We start from the raw sequence: 23040 nt of genomic DNA, 5'->3' as shown, positions 1-23040 counted from the left end.
AACCGGGACAGCCCCTGCCCCGGAGAGGACACCAGTCGGTGAACGACGACAGCCAGCTGCGGCTCATGGCCCGCATCGCGCGCATGTACCACGAGCTCGGTATGAAGCAGACGCAGATCGCCACCGAGCTGCACGTGTCCCAGCCGCGTGTCTCCCGCCTGCTTAAGCGTGCTGGTGAGGAGGGCATCGTGCGTACTGTCGTCGCGCTGCCCACCGGGACCTACACCGAGCTGGAGGAGGCTCTGGAGGAGCGCTACGGCCTGTCGGAGTGCGTCGTCGTCGATGCTGACGACTCTGACCAGGGCGTGACCTCGGCGCTTGCCACGGCGGGGGCCGCCTACCTGGAGACCACGCTGACCGGCGGGGACACTATCGGACTGTCCTCGTGGTCTGCCACCTGGCTGGCGGCGGTCCAGCAGCTGGCCCCGTTCCGGCTGCCCGTGGCGGACCGGGTCATCCAGCTGTTCGGAGGGGTCGGGCACCCGCAGGTCCAGGTCAAGGCGACCAGGCTGATCGACCAGCTGGCCCGGGCCACTGGGGCTCAGGCTGTCTTCTTCCCTTCCCCTGCGGTCCTAGGGACCCCGGAGGCGGCGGCCCAGCTGCGTCAGGACGTGTCGGTGCGCTCGGTTCTGGACCAGCTCCGCGAGGTGACAGTCTCCCTGGTGGGCATCGGCAGCCTGGAGCCCTCCCCGCTGCTGCGCGAGTCAGGGAACATGATGTCGGAGGAGGACGACGCCCAGCTACGGGCAGCGGGAGCGGTGGGGGACGTGTGCCTGCGGTTCTTTGACGCGCAGGGGCGGCCCGTGGCCTCCGACTACGACGAGCGTCTGGTGGGGGCCGACGCCGAGCAGCTGCGAGCGGTGCCACGTCGCGTGGCGGCGGCAGGAGGGCAGCGCAAGCACGCCGCCGTCAGGGGAGCCCTGCTGGGCGGCTGGGTGGACGTGCTCATCACCGACGTCGACACCGCCAGGGCGCTGCTCGCCTGGGAGCAGGCGGCAGCCGGTGAGGATGTCCCAGCCACTGGTGGTGCTGCCTGAGGCTGTGGCGAGTCACGTACCCGGGTGGAGGTGCCTGCCGACAGCAATGACGGGTGCAGGGGGTTGACGATCTTCGTGTCAGCGGTCACCATCGGAATGTCCACGACGTCGGCCTGTTCAAGAGCCCCTGGCCCCGTGCGCGGCTGGTGGCTCGGGCCACCCCCGGCCGCCTGGTCATGCTGGCTGACTGCGGCCAGGCAGACCAGTGATGGAGCGGAGCTTGGATAGCCATGGCGCGCAGCACATGGTGGTGCACCTGGTAGGCAGATCTGCACCACAAGGCCGGTGCGGCGCGCTTCCAGGCACTGGGTGGGAGTGCCCCCGGTGGGGCGCCGTCGCCAGGGGCCGTTCCTGGAGCAGGCAGGGCGTGGGCCGCGCGCAGCCAGCGCCTCCTCCCGGACCGGCAGCAAAGGAGCCACCATGTCGTCTCAGTCGTCCCCGTCGCCATCCCACTCGTCATCCCAGCCGTCGCCGTCTCAGTCGTCTCTGCCGCAGCGGCCCGTCCCCGTCCTGTCCGAGCTGGACCCGGCCCTCCAGGAGGCCGTCGCCTCTACCCGGGAGGTTGTCGCCGCCCTTCACGCCGAGCTGCCCCGGTGGGGGCTGGTCGTGTGGACGGCGGGCAACGTCTCCCAGCGTGTCGTGGTGGACCGTGGCGGCGGCCCGGAGAGGACCGGCCTGTTCGTCATCAAGCCCTCCGGTGTGTCCTACGACGAGCTGAGCGCGGACACCATGGTGGTGTGCACGTTGGAGGGGGACAAAATTGAGGACGGCACGCCGAGCCGACTTGCGCCCTCCTCGGACACGGCTGCCCACGCCTACGTCTACCGGCACATGGACCACGTGGGAGGGGTCGTGCACACGCACTCCACCTACGCCACCGCCTGGGCCGCGCGCCGGGAGCCGATTCCCTGTGTCCTGACGATGATGGCCGACGAGTTCGGCGGGGACGTCCCCGTGGGTCCCTTTGCCCTCATCGGTGACGACTCCATCGGCCGGGGCATCGTGGAGACCCTGAGCGGGTCACGGTCCCCGGCGGTGCTCATGGCCAACCACGGCCCTTTTACGATCGGCAGGGACGCGCGTGCTGCGGTCAAGGCCGCCGTCATGTGCGAGGAGGTCGCCCGCACCGTCCACGTCGCTCGTCAGGGCGGGGAGGTCATGCCTATTGAGGCCGACCAGGTCGAGCACCTCAACGACCGCTACCAGAACGTCTACGGCCAGCACTGACAGCACAGCCAGCACTGACAGCACAGCCAGCACTGACAGCACAGTCAGCGCTGGCAGCACAGCCAGCACTGACAGCGCTGGCAGCACTGGGCCGTGGCTGGCTGCGCTCGGCACCCCTTCCTGGTCGGGCTCCGCCGCCACTCGGTCGGCACCCGGCCAGCACACCGACGACACTCGGCCGGCACGGACCTGACTTGCGGCCCCGGCTGGCCCGGCTCGCCCGGGATGCCCCGGCTGGATCGCGGTGGTGGTAACGGGCCTGGCCAGGGTGGTGGACAGTCCGTCTCGGTCAGCCTGGGCCACCCCGCCGTGAACATCTGTGCTTCCACGGGGCTCCCTGCGTGCACCGAAGTGCACAACTCCCTTGTTGTCGCCGATTATGTTAGGACAGGAGCGGTTGGTCGAGTACCGTTCGAGGCTATGAAGAAACTTATCAACGCCACTGAGAACATCGTTGCTGACGGTTTGCGCGGCATGGCCGCTGCCCACCCTGACCAGCTCCGCGTCGACCTGGAGAACCGAGTAGTCCTGCGTCGGCACCCTAAGGAGGAGGGCAAGGTCGCTATCGTCTCCGGCGGAGGCAGCGGGCACGAGCCGCTTCACGGAGGCTTCGTGGGTCCCGGCATGCTTGACGCGGCCTGTGCGGGAGAGGTCTTCACCTCCCCGGTTCCTGACCAGATTGTCGCCGCCACCAGGCAGGTTGACCGGGGCGCGGGAGTTCTCCACATCGTGAAGAACTACACCGGCGACGTCATGAACTTTGAGATGGCTGCCGAGATCGTCGACATGGAGTCCGGTATCAAGGTGGCTTCCGTGGTCACCAACGACGACGTCGCCGTGGAGGATTCCCTCTACACTGCCGGGCGCCGGGGGGTCGGTGTCACGGTGCTGGTGGAGAAGATCGCCGGCGCGGCGGCGGAGGAGGGTCGCCCGCTGGACGAGGTGGCCGACATCGCCTCCCGTGTCAACGCGGCAGGGCGCTCCATGGGGATGGCGCTGACCTCGTGCACCGTGCCGGCCAACGGCAAGCCCTCTTTCGACCTTCCCGAGGACGAGATGGAGATCGGCATCGGCATCCACGGTGAGCCGGGGCGGCACCGGGAGAAGGTCGCCCCCGCCTCCGAGATCGCCGAGCGCCTGGTCTCACCGGTGCTGGCCGAGCTGCCTGACGCTACGGGGCCTGACGAGGGCGTGATCGCCTTTGTCAACGGTATGGGTGGCTCCCCGCTGCTTGAGCTCTACCTCATGTACGGGGAGGTGGCCCAGCGCCTGGAGGATGCCGGTGTACGGGTCGCCCGGAGCCTGGTGGGCAACTACATCACCAGCCTTGACATGGCGGGCTGCTCGTTGACGCTTCTGCGGGCGGACGCTGAGATGCTGCGTCTGTGGGACGCCCCCGTGTCCACCCCGGGCCTGAGGTGGGAAGCGTGAGCCAGCTCGAGGTCGCGGACCTAGAGGCCTGGGTACGGCGCTGCGCCGAGCTCGTGGGCGCCCGTGCCGAGGAGCTGACCGCCCTCGACGCGGCCATCGGAGACGCTGACCACGGCGCCAACATGCGGCGTGGCCTGACTGCCGTGGTCGAGGTGCTGGACGGCGGGACGTTCGGCAGCGCTGATGCTCTGCTCAAACGAGTAGGCATGACGTTGGTGTCCAAGGTGGGTGGTGCCTCCGGCCCCTTGTACGGCACCTTCTTCATGCGCATGGGGGCCTCCCAGCAGGACGTGCAGTCCCTGGACGCCTGCCGCCTGGCCGAGGCTGTCGAGGCCGGGGTCGCGGGTATCGTGGCGCGCGGCCGGGCCGCCGCAGGGGAGAAGACCATGCTGGACGCCTGGTACCCGGCGGTGGAGGCCCTGCGCTCCCACTCGGAGGACCTCGGCGCTGCCGTCGCCGCCGCCGCGCAGGCGGCGGCACAGGGCCGCGACGCCACAGAGTCGATGGTTGCCACCAAGGGGCGGGCCTCCTACCTGGGAGAGCGCTCTGTCGGTCATATCGACCCTGGGGCGGCCTCGACAGCCTTGATCCTCCAGGCGCTGGCGGAGACTGTAGGAGACGGGGGCGGCTCGTCCTCACAGGGGTCGGCGGCTCCCTGTGCCGGGCTTGCCCCAGAGGTCGCGACCACGACTCGCGCTCCCGGCGGGGACCCGGAGGGGGACGCCTCAACGGAGGCCAGCGAGCAGGAGACGGCTATCCCGCACGCCTCCACCGGGACCGTGCCGGAGTCGGCTAGGTCCGACGCGGATGCGCAGCAGGGAGCGCGGGTGGGGATCGTGCTGGTCTCCCACTCACAGGTGCTGGCTCAGGACACGTTGAACCTGGCGCGCCAGCTGGTCTCCTCTGTCGAGACTGACGTGGCGGTCGCTGCCGGGCTGCCGGACGGCGGCCTCGGAACGGACTCGGCTGCGGTGGCTGCTGCGGTGGAGCGAGTCGCTGCTGTCAGCAGCGGGGTCCTTGTCCTCGTTGACCTGGGCAGCGCCGTGATGAGTGCCGACGCCGCCCTGGAGCTGGTGGCGCCTGAGGTGGCGGCCCGCACGCGGATCTCCTCCTCCCCGTTCCTGGAAGGGATGATCGGCGCCTATGCCGCAGCAGGGATAGGCCGCGACCTGGACTCTGTGACCGCCGAGGCGGAGTCCGCGGCGGCAACCAAGGCGGCCCAGGTGAGCCAGCTCGACAGGCGGTAGCGCGACCGCCCGCCTGACGGGAGCAGAGGAGCGGTACGGGTCTGCGCGGCGGCGCGTGGGCACGTACCGCTCCCTGGTGCCGGGGATGGTCTGGGGGAGCTGCCTGGACGTCCGAGGATGACGGCCACAGTGGCGTGACGGGGCTGGCTGCTACCGAGGCCAGAGCGCCAAGGGTACAGGGACTAATTCATAGATCACGGCAGGGCCGGGAAGAGGGGTGAGGCGTTCCTGCCTGCTGCCCGTCCGGTTAGCCGGAGCCCGTCCTGCGGCGGGGACCGGGTGCTCCTGCGGCTGCCTCCTGGGGCGCCGGTGCTGACTGGGCGCGCGGACCGGATCTGTGCCCCTGATCGGTACAGTGCTCTCAGCATGTCCGGGTCGTCGTGCTGTGCGGCTCCCGGGGCGGCTGGTCGGCGACTACTGCTTGGCGTGGCTCCGTCAGGACCAGGTGCTCCGGCCGTGCTCCTTCCTGCTCGCCCATGACGGGGAGCGGCCACCGCCAGGTCTCAAGATCACTGTTTTGAAATACCGACGTCAAATCCTGGTGCTCGCGCAGCGTGGCAGGTAGGGTCAACCTATGGACGCATCCAAGAACGGTTACGGCACCACTGTCACCGGTATGTTGCGCTGTGTGCCCGGCTCCCTTCGGCTGCGCAGGGGCGCTGCTCCGGAGGACCTGCGCTCCTGCAGCCAGGGCAGGGGGTGGACGGTATGAGCGGCAGCGCTCTTGAGATCAAGGACCTGGAGGCGTGGATCCGGCGTGCCGCTGAGCTGGTCTCCCTCAACGCCGAGGCGCTGACCGAGCTGGACGCCGCGATCGGTGATGCTGACCATGGCATCAACGTGAAGCGGGGCCTCCAGTCTGCGGTCTCTGTCCTGGAGTCGGGAGACTTCTCTGGCGTTGACGCCTTGCTGAAACGAGTGGGCATGACCCTGGTCTCAACCGTCGGTGGTGCCTCCGGCCCTCTGTACGGCACGTTCTTCATGCGGATGGGATCTGCTCAGACGGGACAGCGGGTACTGGACACCCACTCCCTGGCTGACGCGGTCGAGGCCGGGATCGGAGGGATTGTCGAGCGGGGCCGGGCCACCATCGGGGACAAGACCATGCTGGACGCCTGGTACCCGGCGCTGGCGGCGCTGCGGGCCAACCCTGAGAACCTGGTGACTGCCGCCTCCTCGGCGGCGCAGGCTGCCGCCAGGGGGCGTGACGCCACGGAGGCCATGGTGGCCAGGCGCGGGCGCGCCTCGTACCTGGGAGAGCGCTCGGTCGGCTACATCGACCCTGGTGCCGCCTCGACGACTCTGATCCTCCAGGCGCTGTCAGAGGTGATCGAGGGCCGGGAAAGGGCGGAGGGCCTGCACGTGGACGCCGGGACCTCCTCCGGCAACGGCCGCTCGGGCGCCAAGGTAGGGCTGGTCCTGGTCTCGCACTCGTGGGCACTGGCTGAGGCCGCGCTCGACCTGGTGACCCAGCTGGTCGGCCCGGTGGAGGTGCCTGTGGAGATTGCCGCAGGTCTGCCTCAGGGCAAGCTCGGTAACGACACTGCTGCTGTGGCTGAGGCGATTGAGAAGGCGGCAGGCCCGGAGGGAGACCGGGACGTCCTTATCCTGACTGACCTGGGTAGTGCCGTCATGAGTGCCGAGACCGCTCTGGAACTGATCCCTCAGCATATCGCGGTCCGTACCCGGCTCTCCACGGCGGCGTTTGTCGAGGGGCTGATCGCTGCGTACACGGCTGTGGGAGTGGGACGCGGTCTGAAGGACGTCGCGGCAGAGGCCGAGGCGGCCGTGGTGACCAAGACCTCCCGACCGGGTGCTGTGGTCTAGGACGCGCTGCTGCGGTAGTGTTCCTGGGATGCGTAGGGCAGACGGCCCAGGGTGCTCCTGGGTGACTCTGGTGACGGGTCACGTTGTCAGGCCTGCGTGTCTTCGGGTGGTCACGGTGGCGGCCCGGCGGTCGTGGAGGTGGCGTCATGATCAACGGAGAGCTGGTTGACCTGGAGGCCGGGCAGTACCAGGCCCGTGTCGCTACGGCAGGTGCCACCCTGGTGCACCTGCGTCGCTCCGGGCGGGACCTGGTGGTCCCCTTTGACGCGGAGGCCAGTCTCGCCGGTGCCTGGCAGGGCAAGATCCTGCTGCCCTGGCCCAACCGGGTGACGGGTTCCCGCTACGTCTACGGTGGCCAGGAGCACCTCCTGGCCTGCAACGAGCCGCAGACGGGCTCGGCGCTGCACGGCCTGGCGGGGTGGAGCGACTTCCAGGTGGTCGAGCTGGCCGAGGCTGAGGTGGTTCTGGCCCTGCTCCTGCCTGCCTCCTACGGCTACCCGTGGAGCCTGGACGTCAGGGTGAGGCTCGCCCTGGACGCGACAGAGGGTCTTGAGGTGGGGGTCACGACGACCAACCTGGGTGCGGCCCTGCCGGCAGACGGGGTGCCCGGCGCGCCGCAGGACGAGGGGCTGCCCCTGCCCGCCCCCTACGGGATCTCCTACCACCCCTATCTCACGCGTTCTGTCCCCCTGGACGACTGCGTGCTTACCGTCCCGGCCACGAGGGTTCTTGACGTCGATCCTGGGACGCTGGCTCCGACAGGTGAGCGGGAGGTTGAGGGCACCCGGTGGGACTGGCGTGAGGGGCGGCTGGTCGGGCAGGCCTCGACGGACCACGCCTACACGGGGCTGCCCGCCCGCTGGCAGGTGAGTCTGCGCGGTGGGGAGTCAGGCAGGGCCGTCGTGATGGAGGCAGCCACCGCCTGGCTCCAGGCCTACAGCGGTGAGAACCTGGGGCGGCGCGGTGTCGCCGTCGAGCCCATGACCTGCCCGCCCAACGCCTTCAACACTGGTCGGGACCTGGTGACCCTGGCGGTGGGGGAGTCCCACTACTTCAGCTGGGTGCTGCGTGAGGAGGCCTGAGGCTGGCCCACAGGCCCGGGCTGGCGCGGGGGTCAGGCGCGGTTGGCGAAGTGCTCCAGAAGGGCGGCGTCCCCGCCGACCACAAGGATGTCGTCTGCGGAGACCAGGGTGTCCGAGGAGGCGTACTCGAAGGGCTCCCCGGGACTCATGAGGCCGAAGACGGTCACCCCGTAGCGGGAGTGGATCCTGGACTGGCCGATGGTGAAGCCGTGGAGCTCAGCGGGCGGACGCATCTTGACGATGGTGAAGCCCCCCTTCTCCATCTCGATGTAGTCGAGCATGCGTCCGGACACCAGGTGGGCGGCACGCTGGCCGGCGTCGAACTCGGGGTAGATCACGTGCTGGGCGCCGATGCGGCGCAGGATGCGCCCGTGGGCGCGGGAGATGGCCTTGGCCCAGATCCGCGGGGTCTCCAGGTCCACGAGGTTCCCGGTGATGAGGACGCTGGCCTCCAGGGAGGTGGCGACACCGACGACGGCGGTGCCGAACTCGGTGGCACCGAGCTGCTCCAGCGCCTCGACGTCGGTGGCGTCGGCCTCCACCAGGGGAAAGCGCCCTGTCCACTGGCGCACGATCGCCGGGTTGGCCTCCACGGCCAGGACCTCCCTGCCCAGGCGGTCCAGGGTCGCGGCCACGGCGGAGCCGAAGCGCCCCAGCCCGATGACGAGGGTGGAGTCGTTGTAGGTGGTGCGGTCAGGCATGGGGTCCTCACAGCGCGGTGCAGGGGGTGTCAGGCACCCGTGTGCTGGCACGGGCGTGCCCAGCATGCCTCACGGTGCCGGTCCGCGCGAGTTCCGCAGCTGTCTCGGGAGCATCTCCTGCGGCTGCGCTTCCAATGGGGTGCTCCTATGCGGTGTGTCAGGCGTCGGGTTGTTGCTGGTGGGGTGTAGAGGGTGTTGTCGCGGGTTATGGCGTGGAGGTGAGGGGGCGCGTCTGTGGGCGAGGGCGGGCAGGGCCTGGTTGTGGGGTTTGCCCTGGGTGCGTTTGCGGTGGTGGTAGGTGCGGCTGGCGGGGTCTGGGCGCGGGGTCTTCGCGAGGAGTGCTGCGGCGGTCCTGGCCCCGGGCACGGGTGGCCAGGGGACCGCCGTGGGGAGGGTGGGCCTCGAGTTTTGCGTAGACGTCGTTGCGCTGGGCGTGCAGGGCGACGGGCTGGCGGGCCAGGTGGGGCGGCACCACTCCGGCGGAGTCGGTACCAGCCACGACCACCGTCTGCTTGTCCAGGGCGTCGGTGATGGCCTTTGCCCGGGTGGTGTCGGGCCTTGTGGGCACATGAGCACGGCGGCGACCTGGTCGGTGCTGGCCTGGCGCAGGTCGGAGATACGCCGTACGGGGCAGGCAGCCCACGGTGATGCCCATGGACTGGGACACCGCCACTGCCAGTGCCCGCCCAGGCGCTCGTCGTTGGGCAGGGCCTCGTCAAGGACTTTCCTCCCGTCGGTTGTTACCGCGGCGGCCCGGTGCTCGGCCTTGCCCACGTCGATGCCGACGAAGACCTTGATCTCACGTACCTCCATGACTGCTTCCCCGATCAAGGACGGCCAGCCCCTGGGGCACTGGTCCTGTGCCCACGTTACGAAAGACCTCGCCCCACGTGCGGGCCTCTCCCCTTATCAGCGGTCACCAGCGCCCGCCGCCGTGGGCGACAGCACCCCCGGATCATCAAACAACAGAGGCAAGACATCATGCCGGAAGCGGCTGTGCCCGGTCCCGGAACACCCGGAACCACCAAAGTAAGTTCAGGCATGACGTCCTCCCCCTGCCTCCGTACGCCCTCGAGTTCTGCCCGGGGCGAGGCGGCCGCCCATGGCCACGTCCTGGCCACGGGCGGGCTTTACCGTCGCCGTCTCTCAACCGATGAGTGGCAGAGCCTCCGGCATGCGGATCACCCGGCGGCGCTGCCGTAGCGCCAGTGCGGACACGGCCGTGATCGTCCCGACGCGGCCCACGAACATCAGGACGACCATGACGTACTTGGCGCTTGAGGGCAGCAGCGGTGTGATTCCCGTGGACAGGCCGACCGTGGCGAAGGCGGAGACGACCTCGAACAGGACCCGATCCAGGCTCAGGTGGGTGATCTGGATGAGCAGGAGGGTGGCGGTCCCCACGATGCTGGCCCCGATGAAGGCCACGGCCACGCTCAGCCGTACCGTTGAGGGGCTGATCCTGCGTCCGAACGCCTCGATGTCCTGGTCTCCGCGGGCCTCGGCGACGATGGCCAGCACCAGCACGGCCAGTGTGGTCACCTTGATGCCCCCCGCCGTCGAGGCGAAGCCTCCGCCCACGAACATGAGCGCGTCCTGGAGGAACCAGGTCGCCTCCCTCATGTGCTCGGTGTCGACCGTGGACAGTCCTGAGGACCGGGCGTTGACGCCATTGATGAGCGCGGACAGGATCTTGCCGTCGGTGGAGAGGGCGCCGTAGGTGTCCGGGTTGCCCCACTCGAAGGCGGCGATCGCGACGGAGGACACGACGGTCAGTACCCCATAGGTGGTCAGCGTCAGCTTGGTGTGCAGGCTCCAGGCCCGGGGCCGGCGCCGGTTGCGCAGGATGTCCAGGATGACTGGGAAGCCAATCGCCCCCATGACGGTCCCCAGGACGATCGGCATTCCCATCCACCAGTCGCTGGCGTAGGGGGCCAGCCCCTCCGGGAGGATCACGAAGCCGGCGTTGTTGAAGATGGACATCGCCATGAACAGGGCGTACCACAGGGACTGGCCCGGGCTGGTCCCCTGTGACAGGAAGCGGGGCAGCAGCACCGCTGCCAGCACCAGCTCACAGCTGACGGCGGTGAACAGGGCCGCCCGCAGCAGGGCGACCACGTCTCCCAGACGAGACTTGGTCTCCGAGGCGGCCAGGATTCGCTGGGTCAGCCCCAGGTGTCGGGAGACCATGAGGGACATCAGCGAGGTCAGGGTCATGATGCCCAGCCCCCCGACAGCGGCCCCCAGGATGATGACGGTCTGGCCGAAGAGCGACCAGTAGGTGGCTGTCTCGACGGTCGTCAGTCCGGTGACGCACACCGCCGAGGTGGCGGTGAACAGGGCGTCCACCAGGGGGGCGCCCTGTCCGCTGGCTGTGGCCGGGGGGAGGCTCAGCAGCGCGGTGACGGCTGCGATGATGGTGGCGAAGACCACGATGGCCAGCCGTGCCGGGTAGTACGTGGCGGTGCGCCGGATCGGGTTGAGCACCCCCATGCGCTGGAGCAGCCCCCGCAGTCCGCGGGCCTCGGCCTGCGGGGCTGCGGGCGCGCTTTCGCGGGAACGGCGTGCCTGGGGCCGGGCGGAGGTGTTCTCGTGGCGTCCTGCCTGGCTGACGGCGCCCGCGCGCGGGGGACGCCAGCCAGGGCGGCGGGGTCTCCGGCCCGAGGCTGTTGCGGACGACGGTCCTGCGGGCTGCGAGCCGCGTGTGTGAGGCACGGTGCCATTGTGCCTCCTCTCCCGGTGTCACCCTGGCGTGCCGCCCTGCTGCGGGAGGGCGGAGAGGACGTGGGAGGTGTGTGAGATGCGACGCGTGATGCGTTTGTGCGCGCACAGGACTGTGCGTCAGGTGTTACAGGGGTTATATTGGGAGCGTTCCTGCCCTCTGTGGGCCACTCGCGACGATGGGACCTGAAGTACCGATGGCACCGGGCCTGCCCACACCTCCATCCAGCGCCTCACGCGCGCCCTCATTTCTGACCGTGGCTGAAGTTGCCTCCATGCTGCGCGTGTCCAAGATGACCGTCTACCGCATGGTGCACTCCGGCGACCTGCCTGCGATGCAGGTTGGGCGGTCCTTCCGTGTTCCCGAGCGTGCTGTCCAGGAGTATCTGGCCGCAGGGCTGGGTGACTGGGGCCACGACGTATCGGAGGCCTCGGGCTCCTAGGACCCGCTAGAATCGCCCGGTCACCTGGTGCGGCCGGTGCGTACCCTCATGCGCTGGTCGGCTGCTCTTCCCACGGCCACTGCTGTCGGCCTGTGCCGACGTGGGGCGGTCATGGGTGCTTACCATATGGACTGCGAGGAGATCTCATGGGATCGGTCATCAAGAAGCGCCGCAAGCGCATGGCAAAGAAGAAGCACCGCAAGCTGCTGCGCAGGACGCGCCACCAGCGTCGCAACAAGAAGTGAGCACCCGCGCTCCTCGTCCTGGCCCCGCGAGCTCGTCCGCTCGCGACGGAGCGCCCGATGCACCTTTGCCTCCTGCGCGGGGTGGGCTGCTCAGCGGTGACCCCGGCTCCCCGGTGCCAGAGGCCGTCGAGGCGCTGGCCCGCCCCCTGGGTGCTGCGGCACCAGCGACCATGGCCGACCTGACCACTCTGCGCGTGGGTGGTCCGCTGGGTGCCTATGTGGAGGCCACCACCGAGGCGGAGCTGATTGACGTGGTGCGAGGGGCTGACGAGGAGGGAACGCCCCTTCTGGTCGTGGGCGGAGGATCGAACATCCTGGTCTCAGACGCGGGCTTCGACGGTGTCGTCGTTCGTGACGCCCGGCAGGAGGTTGTCCTCACGTCCCGGGACCACGGGGACGACGAGGTCACGGCGACGGCGGGAGCTACCTGGGACGACCTGGTCAGGCAGGCTGTGGCCTCCGGCTGGTACGGCTTTGCCCCCCTGTCCGGTATCCCCGGTACTGTCGGGGCCGCTCCGGTGCAGAACATCGGTGCCTACGGTGCCGAGGTCGCCGACCTGCTGACCTCCGTGCGTGTGTGGGACCGTTTGGAGGGGCGCGTGGAGCAGCGCACGCTGGCGAGCCTGCGTCTTGCCTACCGCAGCTCCGACCTCAAGCGCTCCGTGACCGACGAGGGTGTCGGTGGCGGGCGCACCTGGGGACCTACGGGACGCTGGGTGGTGCTCAGTGTCAGTCTCCGGGCCCGGCACGCTGACCTGGAGGCCCCCGTCGCCTACGGTCAGCTGGCCACGGCCCTGGGGGTGGCCCTGGGGGCTCGGGCACCCGGTCGGGAGGTGCGCGAGGCGGTCCTGGGGCTACGCAGGTCCAAGGGGATGGTCCTGGACAGCAGCGACCACGACACCTGGTCGGCCGGCTCGTTCTTTACCAACCCCGTGCTGACCCGGCAGGAGGCGCGTGCGCTGCCCGACGAGGCCCCCCGGTACCCTGCTGTCGCAGACCGGCCCCGGCTCGGAGGCGAGGTGGGCCCGGGGAAGGAGCGCACGGGGCAGGTGCGGCGTGCCGCGCGTACCGAGGGCCAGGTCTCCCTGGTCAAGACCAGTGCCGCCTGGCTCATTGACCACGCGGGGTTCTCCAAGGGGTTCGCCCTGACGCAGGACGCCCCTGCCCGCTTGTCTACCAGGCACGTCCTTGCCCTGACCAACAGGGGAGGTGCCAGGGCTCAGGACCTGGTGGCCCTGCGCGACGCCGTGGTGTCCGGGGTCAGGCAGCGCTTTGGCGTGACCCTGGTTCCCGAACCGGTCCACGTCGGGTTCTGAGCCCGTTACGACGGGCACGAGGGGGCTCTCGGCGCGGGGTTCTAGCCGGTCGCAGGTTTGGGGGGCGCACGGGTGGGAGCAGCCTCACGCTGTTGCCTGCTGCGTCGGTTCAGTGGCGAGCCAGTCGTCAACCTGGGCCAGCCAGGCGCGCTTGGAGGTCGGTGAGGCCAGGGAGGCGCGGATGGAGCCCCGTGCCAGTTCTGCCAGCACGGCGTCATCGCACCCCAGGTCCCGGGCGATCTGGTACTGGTCCGTCAGCCGCGACTGGAACAGCAGGGGGTCGTCCGCCCCCAGCGCCACCTGGGCCCCGTGGTCCAGCAGGGTCAGCAGAGGGACGTCACCGGGCTGACGGTAGACGCCCAGGCTCACGTTTGACGCCGGGCACACCTCCAGGCTGGTCCCCTTCTGGACGAGCTGGTCCAGGAGGCGGGTGTCCTCGCTGGCGCGCACCCCGTGGCCCAGGCGGTTCGGTCGCAGGTAGGAGACGACGGCCCGCACGTGCTCCGGTCCCAGCAGTTCTCCGCCGTGAGGCAGCGACGCCAGTCCGCCACGCCGGGCGATGTCGAAGGCCGGTGCCCACGATGAGGTGGTTCCGGCACGCTCGTCATTGGACAGGCCGAAGCCGACGACGCTGCCTGGCTGGTCCCCGGCATAGCGCACTGCCAGCCGTGCCAGGGTACGCGCGTCCAGCGGGTGGCGGACCCGTGAGGCCGCCACGACGACAGCGACCTCGACCCCGGTCAGGACGGTGGCCTGACGGGCTGCGTCCAGGACAACCTCCAGGGCGGGGGTGATCCCGCCGACGAAGGGCGCGTAGCTGGTGGGGTCCACCTGGATCTCCAGACGGCGTGAGCCCTCGGCCGCGTCGTCGACAGCGGCCTCCAGGACGATACGGCGCATGACTTCCTCGCTGTCCACCAGGGCCCGGGCCGTGTCGTAGGCCCGCTGGAACCGGAACCAGCCGCGACGGTCGGCCGGGACGCGCAGGGGGTCGCCCTCAAGGAAGCTGGCGGGCAGGCGGGAGCGGGTGCCGGTGGCGAGCTCGGTCAGGGTGTCAAGACGCATTGCCCCAGTGAAGTGCAGGTGGAGGTGCGCCTTGGGCAGGCTGGCAAGGTCGCGCATGGCGGAATTGTTTCACGGGCATGTACCAGGCCCCGGTGGGGCACACTGGGGCCATGAACCACCCGGGCAGCTCCCACGAGCCGGAGGACGTCGCCCTTCTCACAGGACCCGGGGCCTCGGCAGTGCTCTCAGCAGCCCTGGCCCCAGAAGGTCGCGGGCTGGCGAGCTGGGAGGTCCACTCGGTCCACCACCGTCCCGGTGCGGGGGTGTCGGTGGGCTACACCGCGCTCGTCGTGTCTGCCGACGGGCGCTCCACCACCGAGTACCTGTGCGCGACGACGGCCCGCCTGTCGCAGCCTCACGCGCCGGGCCTGACCCGGGTGACGCCCACGGGCGGCAGCGGTCCCGTGGTGCACGTGTGGTGCCATCCGGCCGATCCTGAGCTGCCTGGCCTGGTGGTGGCCTGCACCCCGGCCCTGCTGGCGGCTCGCCTGGGGACCCGGTTGGAGGCCACCATGGTCGCCTACCGGCCAACACGCCGTGCCGTGGTGAGAACGACCTTCCCCGACCGGACTGCAGCCTACGTCAAGGTCCTGCGCCCCAGCCAGTCTCCTGGTCTCGCCCAGCGGCACCGCATGCTCACCACGGCTGGCGTGCCCGCCCCGGAGGTGCTGCGAGAGGACGCCGACGGGCTGGTGGTGCTGTCCGCGGGGCAGGGGACGGCACTGTCCGGCCTGCTGTCGCGAGGCATGGACAAGGACCAGGCGGAGAGGGTTTTCCGCAGTCTTGTCGCGCTCCTGGACTCCCTGCCTGAGACTGCCCTCCGGCTCCCGGCCCACCCTGCGTGGTCGGAGCGCGCCCGTCACTACGCGCACGCTGCGGCTACCGTCCTGCCCGAGGAGGCCGCCAGGGCACGCGCCGTGGCCGAGGGGGTGGAGCAGGTCGTGAGGACCTGTGACATCGGCCCCGTGGTCCCGGTCCACGGCGACTTCTACGAGGCCAACGTCCTCATGGACGGTGAGCGGGTCGCCACCCTGCTGGACGTGGACTCCCTGGGACCCGGGCACCGGGTGGACGACCTGGCATGCCTGCTTGGGCACGTCAGTGTCCTCGACCACCTGGCACCGGCCTCCTACCCCAGGCTGGGTCCTGTCCTACGGACCTGGACGCACCTGGCGGAACAGCTCGTGGACCCTGTCGCCCTGCGGGCGCGCTGCGCCGGAGTCGTGCTGTCGCTGGTGGCCGGAGCCAGGCGTGAGGACGGTGGGCCGTGGCGTGCCGACGCCGAGGGAAGGCTTGCGCGGGCAGAGGCCTGGCTGGCCCAGAGCCGGGAGGCCCAGGCGCGTCGTGCTCCTCACTGACCGCGTCATCTCCCGTGTCACCTCGCCGTCACGATCCTGGGCCTAGTCTTCGACCTGCGCCCGGCACCCCGCCGGGCAGAAGGAGAGGCAGCCTATGACGCCCCAGCCCACGACTACCCCCGTTCCCGCTACCGCTGCGAGCTCCTCGGTCGAGGACGCCCTGACTGCCCTCAACAGTTTTATCTGGGGACCCTGGTTCCTTGTCCCCTTCCTGCTAGGAACCGGTGTCTTCTTGACGATCCGCCTGCGGGGCCTGCAGGTCCGCAAGCTGGGTCCGGCCCTGCGCTTCGCCCTGTTGGAGCGGGAGGACGGCGAGAAGGGGACTGCGGAGGGAGACATCTCCCACTACCAGGCGCTCACAACAGCGCTGGCGGCTACGGTGGGGGTGGGCAACATCATCGGAGTGGCTACCGCGATCCACCTGGGCGGACCCGGTGCCCTGTTCTGGATGTGGGTCACGGCGCTGTTCGGTATGGCCTCGAAGTACTCCGAGGCCTTTCTCGCGGTGCGCTTCCGGACCACGGACGCCCACGGCAGGCAGTCCGGCGGCCCTCAGTACTACCTGCAGCAGGCTGTGCGGGGCCGCGCGGGCAGGATCTTGTCGGTGTGCTTCGCGCTCGCGGCCATCCTGGCCTCCTTCGGGATCGGGTCAACGACCCAGTCCAATGCCGTGGCCGCCCAGCTGTCGCACTCCTTCGGCTGGGACCCGGCCCTGGTAGGCATCCTCCTGGCGGTCGGCGTGGGCGCGGTCCTGCTGGGAGGGATCGACGCGATCGGCACGGTGACGGCCGCCTTCGTCCCGATGATGATCGTGTTCTACGCCATGGGCTGCCTCTACGTCCTCGTGGCGCGCCTGGGCGAGATCCCCCACGCCCTGGGGCTGGTGCTCCAGGGGGCCTTCACCGGTTCCGGAGCCGCCGGGGGCTTCCTGGGGTCCACGGTCATCATGGCGCTCCAGTACGGCGTGGCGCGGGGGATCTTCTCCAACGAGTCCGGCATGGGGTCGGCGGCTATCGCCGCAGCGGCTGCCCGGACCAGGCACCCGGCGCGTCAGGGCCTGGTCTCCATGACCCAGACCTTTATCGACACGATCATCGTGGTCAGCTGTACCGGGCTGGTCATCCTGACCACAGGCAGCTGGACGGGCAGCGACCCCGACACAATGACGGCACAGGCCTTTACCCGCGGCCTGCCCGGCGACTGGGGGCACTACATCGTCTCCGTGGCGCTGGTCTTCCTCGCCTCCTCCACAATCCTGGGCTGGGCCTACTACGCGGAGCGCTGCGTGGTGAGGCTGGTGGGCGTCCACGGGGTGCTGCCCTTCCGCCTGGTGTTCACGGTCGCGGTGTTCCTCGGCTCGGTGACCCGTCTGGAGGTGGCGTGGACCTTTGCCGACATCGCCAACGGGCTCATGGCGGTCCCCAACCTTGTCGGCCTGCTGCTGCTCTCCGGCCTCGTGGTGCGAGAGACCCGGGCCTACCTGGCCCAGGACCCCCACCTGCGCCGTCCCGGGGACGAGTTCTCCTCAGTCCCCGGGACGGCGCCGACCTCCCGGCTCTCGGGCACCTAGCGGGCGCCTCTAGAGGGCCTCTCTCCTGGGGCCTGCTGAGGGCGGGGCGTGTACGTGCCGGGGCTGTTCCAGGTGGGGCGCAGCGGTGATGGCCTGCCTGGCACCGCTGCCGCCCGGGTAGAGGACGTCGGCGCAGGATGCTCACACGCCGGGGCACTGCCAGCGCCCCGGTGCGCTGGCACCGGTCCACCATCAGCGGCCAGACCCCGCACAACACGCACGCAACCACCCGAGAAAGCACACCCAGGGCGGCTCGCGGACAGCGCTCCGTTGCTGGCCCTCGGGCGATCCCTTGCGGCTTGCGGGCCTGTGGGGCGCGTGCGGCCGTGCGGGCCTAGCGGCCTAGGCCTCGGTTGTGCTTCCGGTTTCTGGTGGGGGTCTGGCGTGGGGTGGGGGGCTGCTGGGTCGTCTGGGTGGCTTGGGTGGTGATCCTGGCCAGGACCTCCTCGCGGGTCAGGGGCCGGGGCGGCTGGCCCGTCCGGGACGGTCTGTCTGTGGTGGGGCCTGTCCGGGTGGTGCCTGCCTGGGGCGGCCTGTCTGCCTGGGGCTGTGCTGGTGGTACGCGTGCGGCGGTGGTGGGTGGGTGGGGGAAGGAGGCCTCGCGCAGGCGGGCGGTGCGGGAGAGGTCGGTCCCGGTGGGTGCCTCGCGTGCGGCCCGGGGCTGGGAGGGCTGCTGGGCGCGGGTGTCTTGGCTCATCTGCTGGACGCGGGCCTTGATGTTGGCCAGGACCTCCTCGCGGGTGGTCTTGTGGCCCGGCTGGCCCGGCCCGGGCGTGGTGGTGCCCGTGTGGGGTGGCCTGGCCGGGGTGGTGCCCGTGTGGGGTGGCCTGGCCGGGGTGGTGCCCGTGTGGGGTGGCCCGGGCGTGGTGGCGCCTGTGTGGGTGGTGCCCGGCTGGGGCGGCTGGCTGGTGGTGGGCTGGGCTGGTCCCGGCTGCTGGTCCTGGTCGGGCTCCTGCGCCCGGGGTGGTGGGTGCCAGGGGGTGTGGCCGGTGGCGAGGTGGGTGGGGGTCCATGGTGGCCCCCGGGGGCTGGTGGCACTCATCTGCTCCCGGGTGCGGGGCTCCAGCACCACCTGGCCGTGGCGCAGGTCCTGGGCCAGGGCCGGGGAGGCGGTGAGCACCGCGCGCAGGAGGAGGCGCACGTGCGCCCTCTGGTCGGCTGGGACGGCCAGGGCGGCCTGCTCCAGGACCGTGGCCACGGGCCTGCCCTGGCCCCCGATGGAGGAGCTGACCACCCCGTGGCCCAGGGAGGGCCAGCCCCCGGTGGTGGTGGCGGGCTGGGAGGGGCCGTAGGTGACCTGGTCGGGCTCGTGGAGCACCACCAGCGCCTTGTCGATCCTGGCCGTCTCCGCCAGCGCACGCTCCTCGGAGAGCTGGTAGTCGTCCTGCAGCTCGCCCACGACCTCCTCCATGAACTTCTTGCGCCTATTCCTGGTGGTCTTGGAGGTGGGCTGGCGGCCCTGTGCCCTGTAGGCGCGGATGCCCTCCAGCAGGCGCTGCGCGCTGAGCAGGGACAAGGCGGAGAGCTGTCGGTCGAGCTGGCGGGTGAACTCCCTGGCCAGCTCCTGGGTGGAGTGGTGGTGGCCGGTGTGGAAGAACACCTCCACCGGCACCCGCGAGTGCCACCCCAGCGGGCTGGCCGGGGCAGCCACGGCCCCCTCCCACACCAGCACCCCCTGCCCACCAGCCCGCCCCCGGGGTGAACATGCCAGACGCCACCAAGGCGGTACCCGCGCCCCCGCCACCGCCGTGGCCAGGGACCTGGCCACCACCACCGCTGTGGCCGGGGGCAGCGCCACCACCGGGCACACTGCCGCGGCCTGCGGGACCAGCAGTGGCGGTGGTGGGGGTGGGTGGGCGCCCGCGCCTGAGCCAGCGGGGCCGGCCCCGCCAGCGCCCGGCCATCACGACCCCACCCCCGGCCCGCCGGGGCCACCAGCACTGCCCGGGCCGCCCGCCCCCTCGTCGCTGCCGCTGCCGCCGGTGGCTCCGTTGCCCCGGTTGGGGCCAGCACCTGCGGCGATGGTGGCGGCGACCTCGGCCGTGGCGGCGGAGAAGTCCTCCACCAGGGTGTGCTCCTGGGCCTGGGCCAGAAAGACCAGGTGGGCTACCGCGTCCTCAATGCCCACCTGGCTGGTGCTGACCCACCCGGTGAGGCAGTAGGCCGGGGTCAGCCCGTAGACCTGGTCAGCGGCCAGCACCCCCAGGTTGCCTATGGCCCAGTCGGCCACCAGGACCCCGGTGTCGTCGTCATCAAAGATGTCCTCCGACGCCGAGACCAGGGTGGTGGCCCCCATGCGCTCACGCATCACCGGGTCGGCCATGTCCCTGGCGTGGCCCGCGTAGGGGCGGACCCGCCCCAGGGTGGGTGTGAGGGTCAGGGCGGGTCCGGAGACCTCCCCCCACAGCCTCATGGTCCCTGTCGCGGAGCGGGCCAGGCACCACCACCGCTGGTGGGGGAAGGGCACCTCCGTGCCCTCCACCCAGGCGTCGACCACCGGCGCCCACTGGAAGGGGTCGGTGAACCACCACCGCCCCGCCCCGAAGCCATCGAAGCCGAAGCGCTCCCACAGGTGCAGCACCGAGGCCGGAAGCACCCCACCAAAGTAGCCCACGTGCTCAGCAGTGACCGGGGCACCCACACCCATCGGCGACCACCCCCGCAGCTCCAGGACACCGTCGGCGTCCCGGCGTGCTGGCATCGGTCCACCTCCTGGCGACACCCTCCACCCAGGCCTGACCCGCGCCAGCCCACCCCGTGCGAATCCCGCAGGGGCAGAACCACCCAGACGGACAACCCCGCCCCTCCCCGAGGACACGACAACAAGCACACACGACACCAGGCCCTCCCAGAGCACCAGACACCCACCCACCCCGCACCACCAGCCGCCCCCACAACACGCACACAATCTCACAGGGAAGCACAGCTAGTCCACCTCTGCCAGCGGGGACTGGATTTGCTCTCGCGCCTTCCGGCCGCCTAGCGGGTCAGTCCACCTCTGCCAGCAGGGACTGGATACGGCTCACGCCCTCGACCAGGTCCTCGTCACCCAGGGCGTAGGACAGGCGCAGGAACCCGGAGGGGCCGAAGGCCTCCCCGGGGACCACGGCTACCTCGGCGTGCTCCAGCACGAGCTCGGCGAGCGTGGCCGAGGAGTCGATCACCGTGCCTCGTAGCCTGTGCCCGACAAGCTCCTCCATGCTCGGGTAGGCGTAGAAGGCCCCCCGGGGGACGGGGACCCTCAGGCCGTCGATGGCCGACAGCATTTCCACCATGGTGCGTCGGCGCCGGTCGAAGGCGCTGCGCATCTCCTCTACGGCGGACAGGTCCCCGCTCACGGCGGCCAGGGCCGCCCTCTGGGAGACGTTGGCGACGTTGCTGGACAGGTGGGACTGGAAGTTCGTGGCTGCGCTGACGACGTCGGAGGGGCCGCTCATCCAGCCCACGCGCCACCCGGTCATGGCGTAGGTCTTGGCCACGCCGTTGAGCACGATGGCCTGGTCGACCAGGTCGGGCACCAGCGCGACCACGTGGGCGGGCTGGGCGTCGTCGTAGAGCAGGTGCTCGTAGATCTCGTCGGTCACGACCCAGATCCCGTGCTTCAGCGCCCACTGCCCGATCGCGCTCAACTCGGCGGGGGTGTAGACCGAGCCGGTGGGGTTGGACGGCGAGCACAGCAGGAGGGCCTTGGTGCGTTCGCTCAGTGCGGCGTCGAGCTGGTCGGGCGTGACCTTGTAGTCCTGAGCGGCTCCGGCGAAGACCTCGACCGTCGTGCCTCCTGCCAGGGCGACCACCTCGGGGTAGGTGGTCCAGTACGGTGCCGGCAGGAGCACCTCGTCACCGGGGTCGATGATCGCGGCAAAGGCCTGGAAGACTGCCTGCTTGCCGCCGTTGGTGACCAGGACGTCGTCAGGGGAGACCGTGTAGCCGCAGTCGCGCAGGATCTTGGAGGCGATCGCCTCGCGCAGGGCTGGCAGCCCCTTGGCGGGAGAGTACTTGTGGCAGGAGGGGTCTTTGGCGGCGGCCACGGCGGCCTCGACGATGTAGTCGGGGGTGGCGAAGTCGGGCTCGCCCGCCCCGAAGCCGATGACGGGGCGGCCAGCGGCCTTGAGAGCCTTGGCCCGGGCGTCAACGGCGAGGGTGGCGGAGGGGGCGATCGCGGCCAGGCGTGAGGAGACGCGGGAGGCGGGTGCTGGTGTCATACTTCTTATGCTCCCACAGTGCTCCTACAGGGGGCGGACCGTTGGTTCGGGGGATCCCCGGAGAGCGCGCACGGGGACGTGTCGCAACCCACCACTGCCGGACCGCGCTTTCCTGGTGACGGTGTGGCAGACTTGGTCCTCGCTGAAGGGCAGTGGCGCAACTGGTAGCGCACCGGTCTCCAAAACCGGCGGTTGTGGGTTCGAGTCCCGCCTGCCCTGCTGAGAACGGCGGATCGGTCGGGAGATCCCGTCGGGTTTCGTCTTCTCTCCCGGCACCCCGGGCTACTGACCAGACCGCTGACCCTGAGGACCGACGACATGAGCGAGAGCGCTAGCGGCGCGGCGAGCAAGCAGCGTGGAAAGAGGCGAGGCCCTGTCGGCCGTGTCGTCCTGTTCGCTCGCCAGGTTGTCGCTGAGCTGCGCAAGGTGGTCTGGCCGACCCGCAGCGAGCTGGGAACCTACTTCGTTGTCGTGGTCGTCTTTATTCTCGCTATCATGCTGTTCACCGGCGTGCTCGACCTGGCCTTCAACCGGGCGGTGACCTGGGTCTTCGCCTGACCAGGTACCGGGGCGTGCCTACGAGACCACCCGAGACAACCGACATCGCCAGGGCGCTGCCCTGATTTCTCTTCTCGCGCCACCGGAAAGCAGGTACACCATGTCTGAGGACTTCCCCGAGCAGCCACTGCCTGAGCAGGCTGACGAGCAGGGTGAGGAGGCTGGTGCAGCGGGTGCTGACGGGGCTGACGCCTCTGCATCCGGGACCCGGGGGAACCCGGAGGGGGCGGAGGCTCCTGCCGACCCGGTGGAGGAGTTCCGCAGGCAGATGTCGTCCTTGCCCGGCGAGTGGTACGTCCTCCACACCTACTCCGGTTACGAGCGCAGAGTGGCTGCCGACATCATGGCCCGTGCGGAGAGCTTCGAGTTGGAGGACTACGTCTTCGACACCACCGTCCCCATGGAGACCGTGATCGAGATCAAGAACGGGAACAAGAAGAAAGAGGTCACACGGGTCCGCCTGCCCGGGTACGTCTTTGTGCGCATGGACCTCTACGACCCCGAGACCTCTGACCATGTGTGGCGCACTATCAAGGACACCCCGGCTGTGACCGGGTTCGTGGGCGACCGCTACAACCCTGTGCCCCTGACCTTTGAAGAGGCCGTCTCCCAGCTGGGCCCCACGCCCGAGGAGATCGCTGCCAAGGAGGCGGCGCGGCCGGCGGCCGAGTCCGGGGCCGGCTCCCAGATCACCTCGGACGGTAAGGTCTTCGAGGTTGGTTTCGAGCCGGGGGAGTCCGTCATCGTCACCGATGGCCCCTTCGAGTCCCTGCCGGCCACGATCTCCGAGATCCACCCCGAGACCCAGAAGCTCCAGGTGCTCATCTCCCTGTTCGGCCGGGACACCCCCGCCGAGCTCTCCTTCAGCCAGGTCGCCAAGATCTGACAGGATCTGAGCCCTCACCCGTTCCGGTGCCGAGCCGGAACGTGGCAGGAGCCTCATATCACAGGGTGTGTGTCTGTGATATGAGGTACCCGGCGCCCTAGTGCTCCCGCTGGGGGCTACGATG

20 protein-coding genes, 1 tRNA gene and 2 pseudogenes are annotated in these 23040 nt (G+C 70.1%); 16 read left to right on the top strand and 7 right to left on the bottom strand.

The window, feature by feature from the left end:
• Positions 1 to 38: 38 nt before the first annotated feature.
• The 8 genes and pseudogenes from CWS50_RS09430 to CWS50_RS09405 all read left to right on the top strand — a co-directional run bounded on the left by CWS50_RS09430 (position 39) and on the right by CWS50_RS09405 (position 7851).
• On the top strand, positions 39 to 1037 hold the full coding sequence (locus CWS50_RS09430) for a sugar-binding transcriptional regulator (protein WP_243118271.1): 999 nt from the start codon (positions 39 to 41) through the stop codon (positions 1035 to 1037).
• Between the two features lie 420 nt (positions 1038 to 1457).
• Positions 1458 to 2264 (top strand): L-ribulose-5-phosphate 4-epimerase, encoded by an 807-nt coding sequence (locus CWS50_RS09425; protein WP_127842585.1) that lies wholly within the window; start codon positions 1458 to 1460, stop codon positions 2262 to 2264.
• Between the two features lie 420 nt (positions 2265 to 2684).
• Positions 2685 to 3695, top strand: coding sequence for a dihydroxyacetone kinase subunit DhaK (gene dhaK / locus CWS50_RS09420; RefSeq protein ID WP_127842584.1), 1011 nt, complete (start codon positions 2685 to 2687; stop codon positions 3693 to 3695).
• Positions 3683 to 4309: pseudogene (gene dhaL, locus CWS50_RS13230) on the top strand (dihydroxyacetone kinase subunit DhaL); the annotation flags it as partial. The gene dhaK and the pseudogene dhaL (CWS50_RS13230), both read left to right, overlap by 13 nt.
• 165 nt (positions 4310 to 4474) lie before the next feature.
• Positions 4475 to 4942 (top strand): dihydroxyacetone kinase phosphoryl donor subunit DhaM, encoded by a 468-nt coding sequence (dhaM, locus tag CWS50_RS13225; RefSeq protein ID WP_243118552.1) that lies wholly within the window; start codon positions 4475 to 4477, stop codon positions 4940 to 4942.
• Positions 4943 to 5516: 574 nt separating this feature from the next.
• Positions 5517 to 5654, top strand: a complete 138-nt coding sequence (locus CWS50_RS13000) for a hypothetical protein (RefSeq protein ID WP_164860117.1) — start codon at positions 5517 to 5519, stop codon at positions 5652 to 5654.
• On the top strand, positions 5651 to 6769 hold the full coding sequence (gene dhaL / locus CWS50_RS13970) for a dihydroxyacetone kinase subunit DhaL (protein ID WP_127842582.1): 1119 nt from the start codon (positions 5651 to 5653) through the stop codon (positions 6767 to 6769). The genes CWS50_RS13000 and dhaL (CWS50_RS13970) overlap by 4 nt, the downstream gene beginning before the upstream one ends.
• Positions 6770 to 6915: 146 nt before the next feature.
• Positions 6916 to 7851 (top strand): aldose epimerase family protein, encoded by a 936-nt coding sequence (locus CWS50_RS09405; RefSeq protein WP_127842581.1) that lies wholly within the window; start codon positions 6916 to 6918, stop codon positions 7849 to 7851.
• 32 nt (positions 7852 to 7883) lie between these two features.
• On the opposite strand, the gene CWS50_RS09400 is transcribed toward CWS50_RS09405, so the two are convergent.
• The 3 genes and pseudogenes from CWS50_RS09400 to CWS50_RS09390 all read right to left on the bottom strand — a co-directional run bounded on the left by CWS50_RS09400 (position 7884) and on the right by CWS50_RS09390 (position 11045).
• Positions 7884 to 8552 carry a potassium channel family protein gene (locus CWS50_RS09400; protein WP_127842580.1) on the bottom strand — a complete coding sequence of 223 codons (669 nt, stop codon included), beginning with the start codon at positions 8550 to 8552 and terminating at the stop codon, positions 7884 to 7886.
• A gap of 176 nt (positions 8553 to 8728) precedes the next feature.
• A pseudogene (locus tag CWS50_RS14125) lies at positions 8729 to 9111 on the bottom strand (IS110 family transposase); the annotation flags it as partial.
• Between the two features lie 587 nt (positions 9112 to 9698).
• Entirely contained in the window at positions 9699 to 11045 is a 1347-nt protein-coding gene (locus CWS50_RS09390) for a TrkH family potassium uptake protein (RefSeq protein WP_127843385.1), read from the bottom strand.
• 425 nt (positions 11046 to 11470) lie between these two features.
• Between CWS50_RS09390 and CWS50_RS09385 the strand changes: the two genes are divergently transcribed.
• From CWS50_RS09385 to CWS50_RS09375, 3 genes are all read left to right on the top strand, one after another.
• The gene (locus CWS50_RS09385; RefSeq protein WP_127843384.1) at positions 11471 to 11716 is read left to right on the top strand and encodes a helix-turn-helix domain-containing protein; all 246 of its coding nucleotides are present in this window, start codon (positions 11471 to 11473) and stop codon (positions 11714 to 11716) included.
• 146 nt (positions 11717 to 11862) lie between these two features.
• Positions 11863 to 11961: a 30S ribosomal protein bS22 gene (locus CWS50_RS09380; RefSeq protein ID WP_012085056.1), complete on the top strand. Its 99-nt coding sequence runs from the start codon at positions 11863 to 11865 to the stop codon at positions 11959 to 11961.
• Positions 11962 to 12026: 65 nt separating this feature from the next.
• Entirely contained in the window at positions 12027 to 13277 is a 1251-nt protein-coding gene (locus CWS50_RS09375) for a UDP-N-acetylmuramate dehydrogenase (protein ID WP_243118270.1), read from the top strand.
• Between the two features lie 84 nt (positions 13278 to 13361).
• Here the strand turns inward: CWS50_RS09375 and CWS50_RS09370 are convergent, their stop codons facing one another.
• Positions 13362 to 14399 (bottom strand): adenosine deaminase, encoded by a 1038-nt coding sequence (locus tag CWS50_RS09370; protein ID WP_127842579.1) that lies wholly within the window; start codon positions 14397 to 14399, stop codon positions 13362 to 13364.
• Between the two features lie 53 nt (positions 14400 to 14452).
• On the opposite strand from CWS50_RS09370, the gene CWS50_RS09365 reads away from it, so the two are divergent.
• Together CWS50_RS09365 and CWS50_RS09360 are read left to right on the top strand one after the other, a co-directional pair.
• A complete protein-coding gene (locus tag CWS50_RS09365; protein WP_127842578.1) occupies positions 14453 to 15700 on the top strand; it encodes a phosphotransferase in 1248 nt (415 codons plus the stop codon).
• A gap of 94 nt (positions 15701 to 15794) precedes the next feature.
• Positions 15795 to 17270 (top strand): alanine/glycine:cation symporter family protein, encoded by a 1476-nt coding sequence (locus CWS50_RS09360; protein ID WP_127842577.1) that lies wholly within the window; start codon positions 15795 to 15797, stop codon positions 17268 to 17270.
• A gap of 334 nt (positions 17271 to 17604) precedes the next feature.
• On the opposite strand, the gene CWS50_RS09355 is transcribed toward CWS50_RS09360, so the two are convergent.
• The 3 genes from CWS50_RS09355 to CWS50_RS09345 form a co-directional block, all read right to left on the bottom strand.
• On the bottom strand, positions 17605 to 19068 hold the full coding sequence (locus tag CWS50_RS09355; protein ID WP_127842576.1) for a polymorphic toxin type 15 domain-containing protein: 1464 nt from the start codon (positions 19066 to 19068) through the stop codon (positions 17605 to 17607).
• Between the two features lie 105 nt (positions 19069 to 19173).
• A complete protein-coding gene (locus CWS50_RS09350) occupies positions 19174 to 19971 on the bottom strand; it encodes a GAD-like domain-containing protein (RefSeq protein ID WP_127842575.1) in 798 nt (265 codons plus the stop codon).
• Positions 19972 to 20257: 286 nt separating this feature from the next.
• Positions 20258 to 21472: a pyridoxal phosphate-dependent aminotransferase gene (locus tag CWS50_RS09345; protein ID WP_127842574.1), complete on the bottom strand. Its 1215-nt coding sequence runs from the start codon at positions 21470 to 21472 to the stop codon at positions 20258 to 20260.
• A 146-nt stretch (positions 21473 to 21618) separates the two neighbouring features.
• Here CWS50_RS09345 and CWS50_RS09340 point away from each other — a divergent pair.
• From CWS50_RS09340 to nusG, 3 genes are all read left to right on the top strand, one after another.
• Positions 21619 to 21691 (top strand) — tRNA-Trp (locus CWS50_RS09340).
• A gap of 99 nt (positions 21692 to 21790) precedes the next feature.
• Positions 21791 to 22030 (top strand): preprotein translocase subunit SecE, encoded by a 240-nt coding sequence (secE, locus tag CWS50_RS09335; protein WP_127842573.1) that lies wholly within the window; start codon positions 21791 to 21793, stop codon positions 22028 to 22030.
• Positions 22031 to 22130: 100 nt separating this feature from the next.
• Complete coding sequence (gene nusG / locus CWS50_RS09330; protein ID WP_127842572.1) at positions 22131 to 22916, top strand: transcription termination/antitermination protein NusG; 786 nt, start codon at positions 22131 to 22133, stop codon at positions 22914 to 22916.
• Positions 22917 to 23040 lie beyond the last annotated feature (124 nt).

It is taken from the genome of Actinomyces wuliandei, assembly GCF_004010955.1.
GTDB lineage: Bacteria > Actinomycetota > Actinomycetes > Actinomycetales > Actinomycetaceae > Actinomyces > Actinomyces wuliandei.
This window is presented reverse-complemented; position numbering and strand designations above follow the sequence as displayed.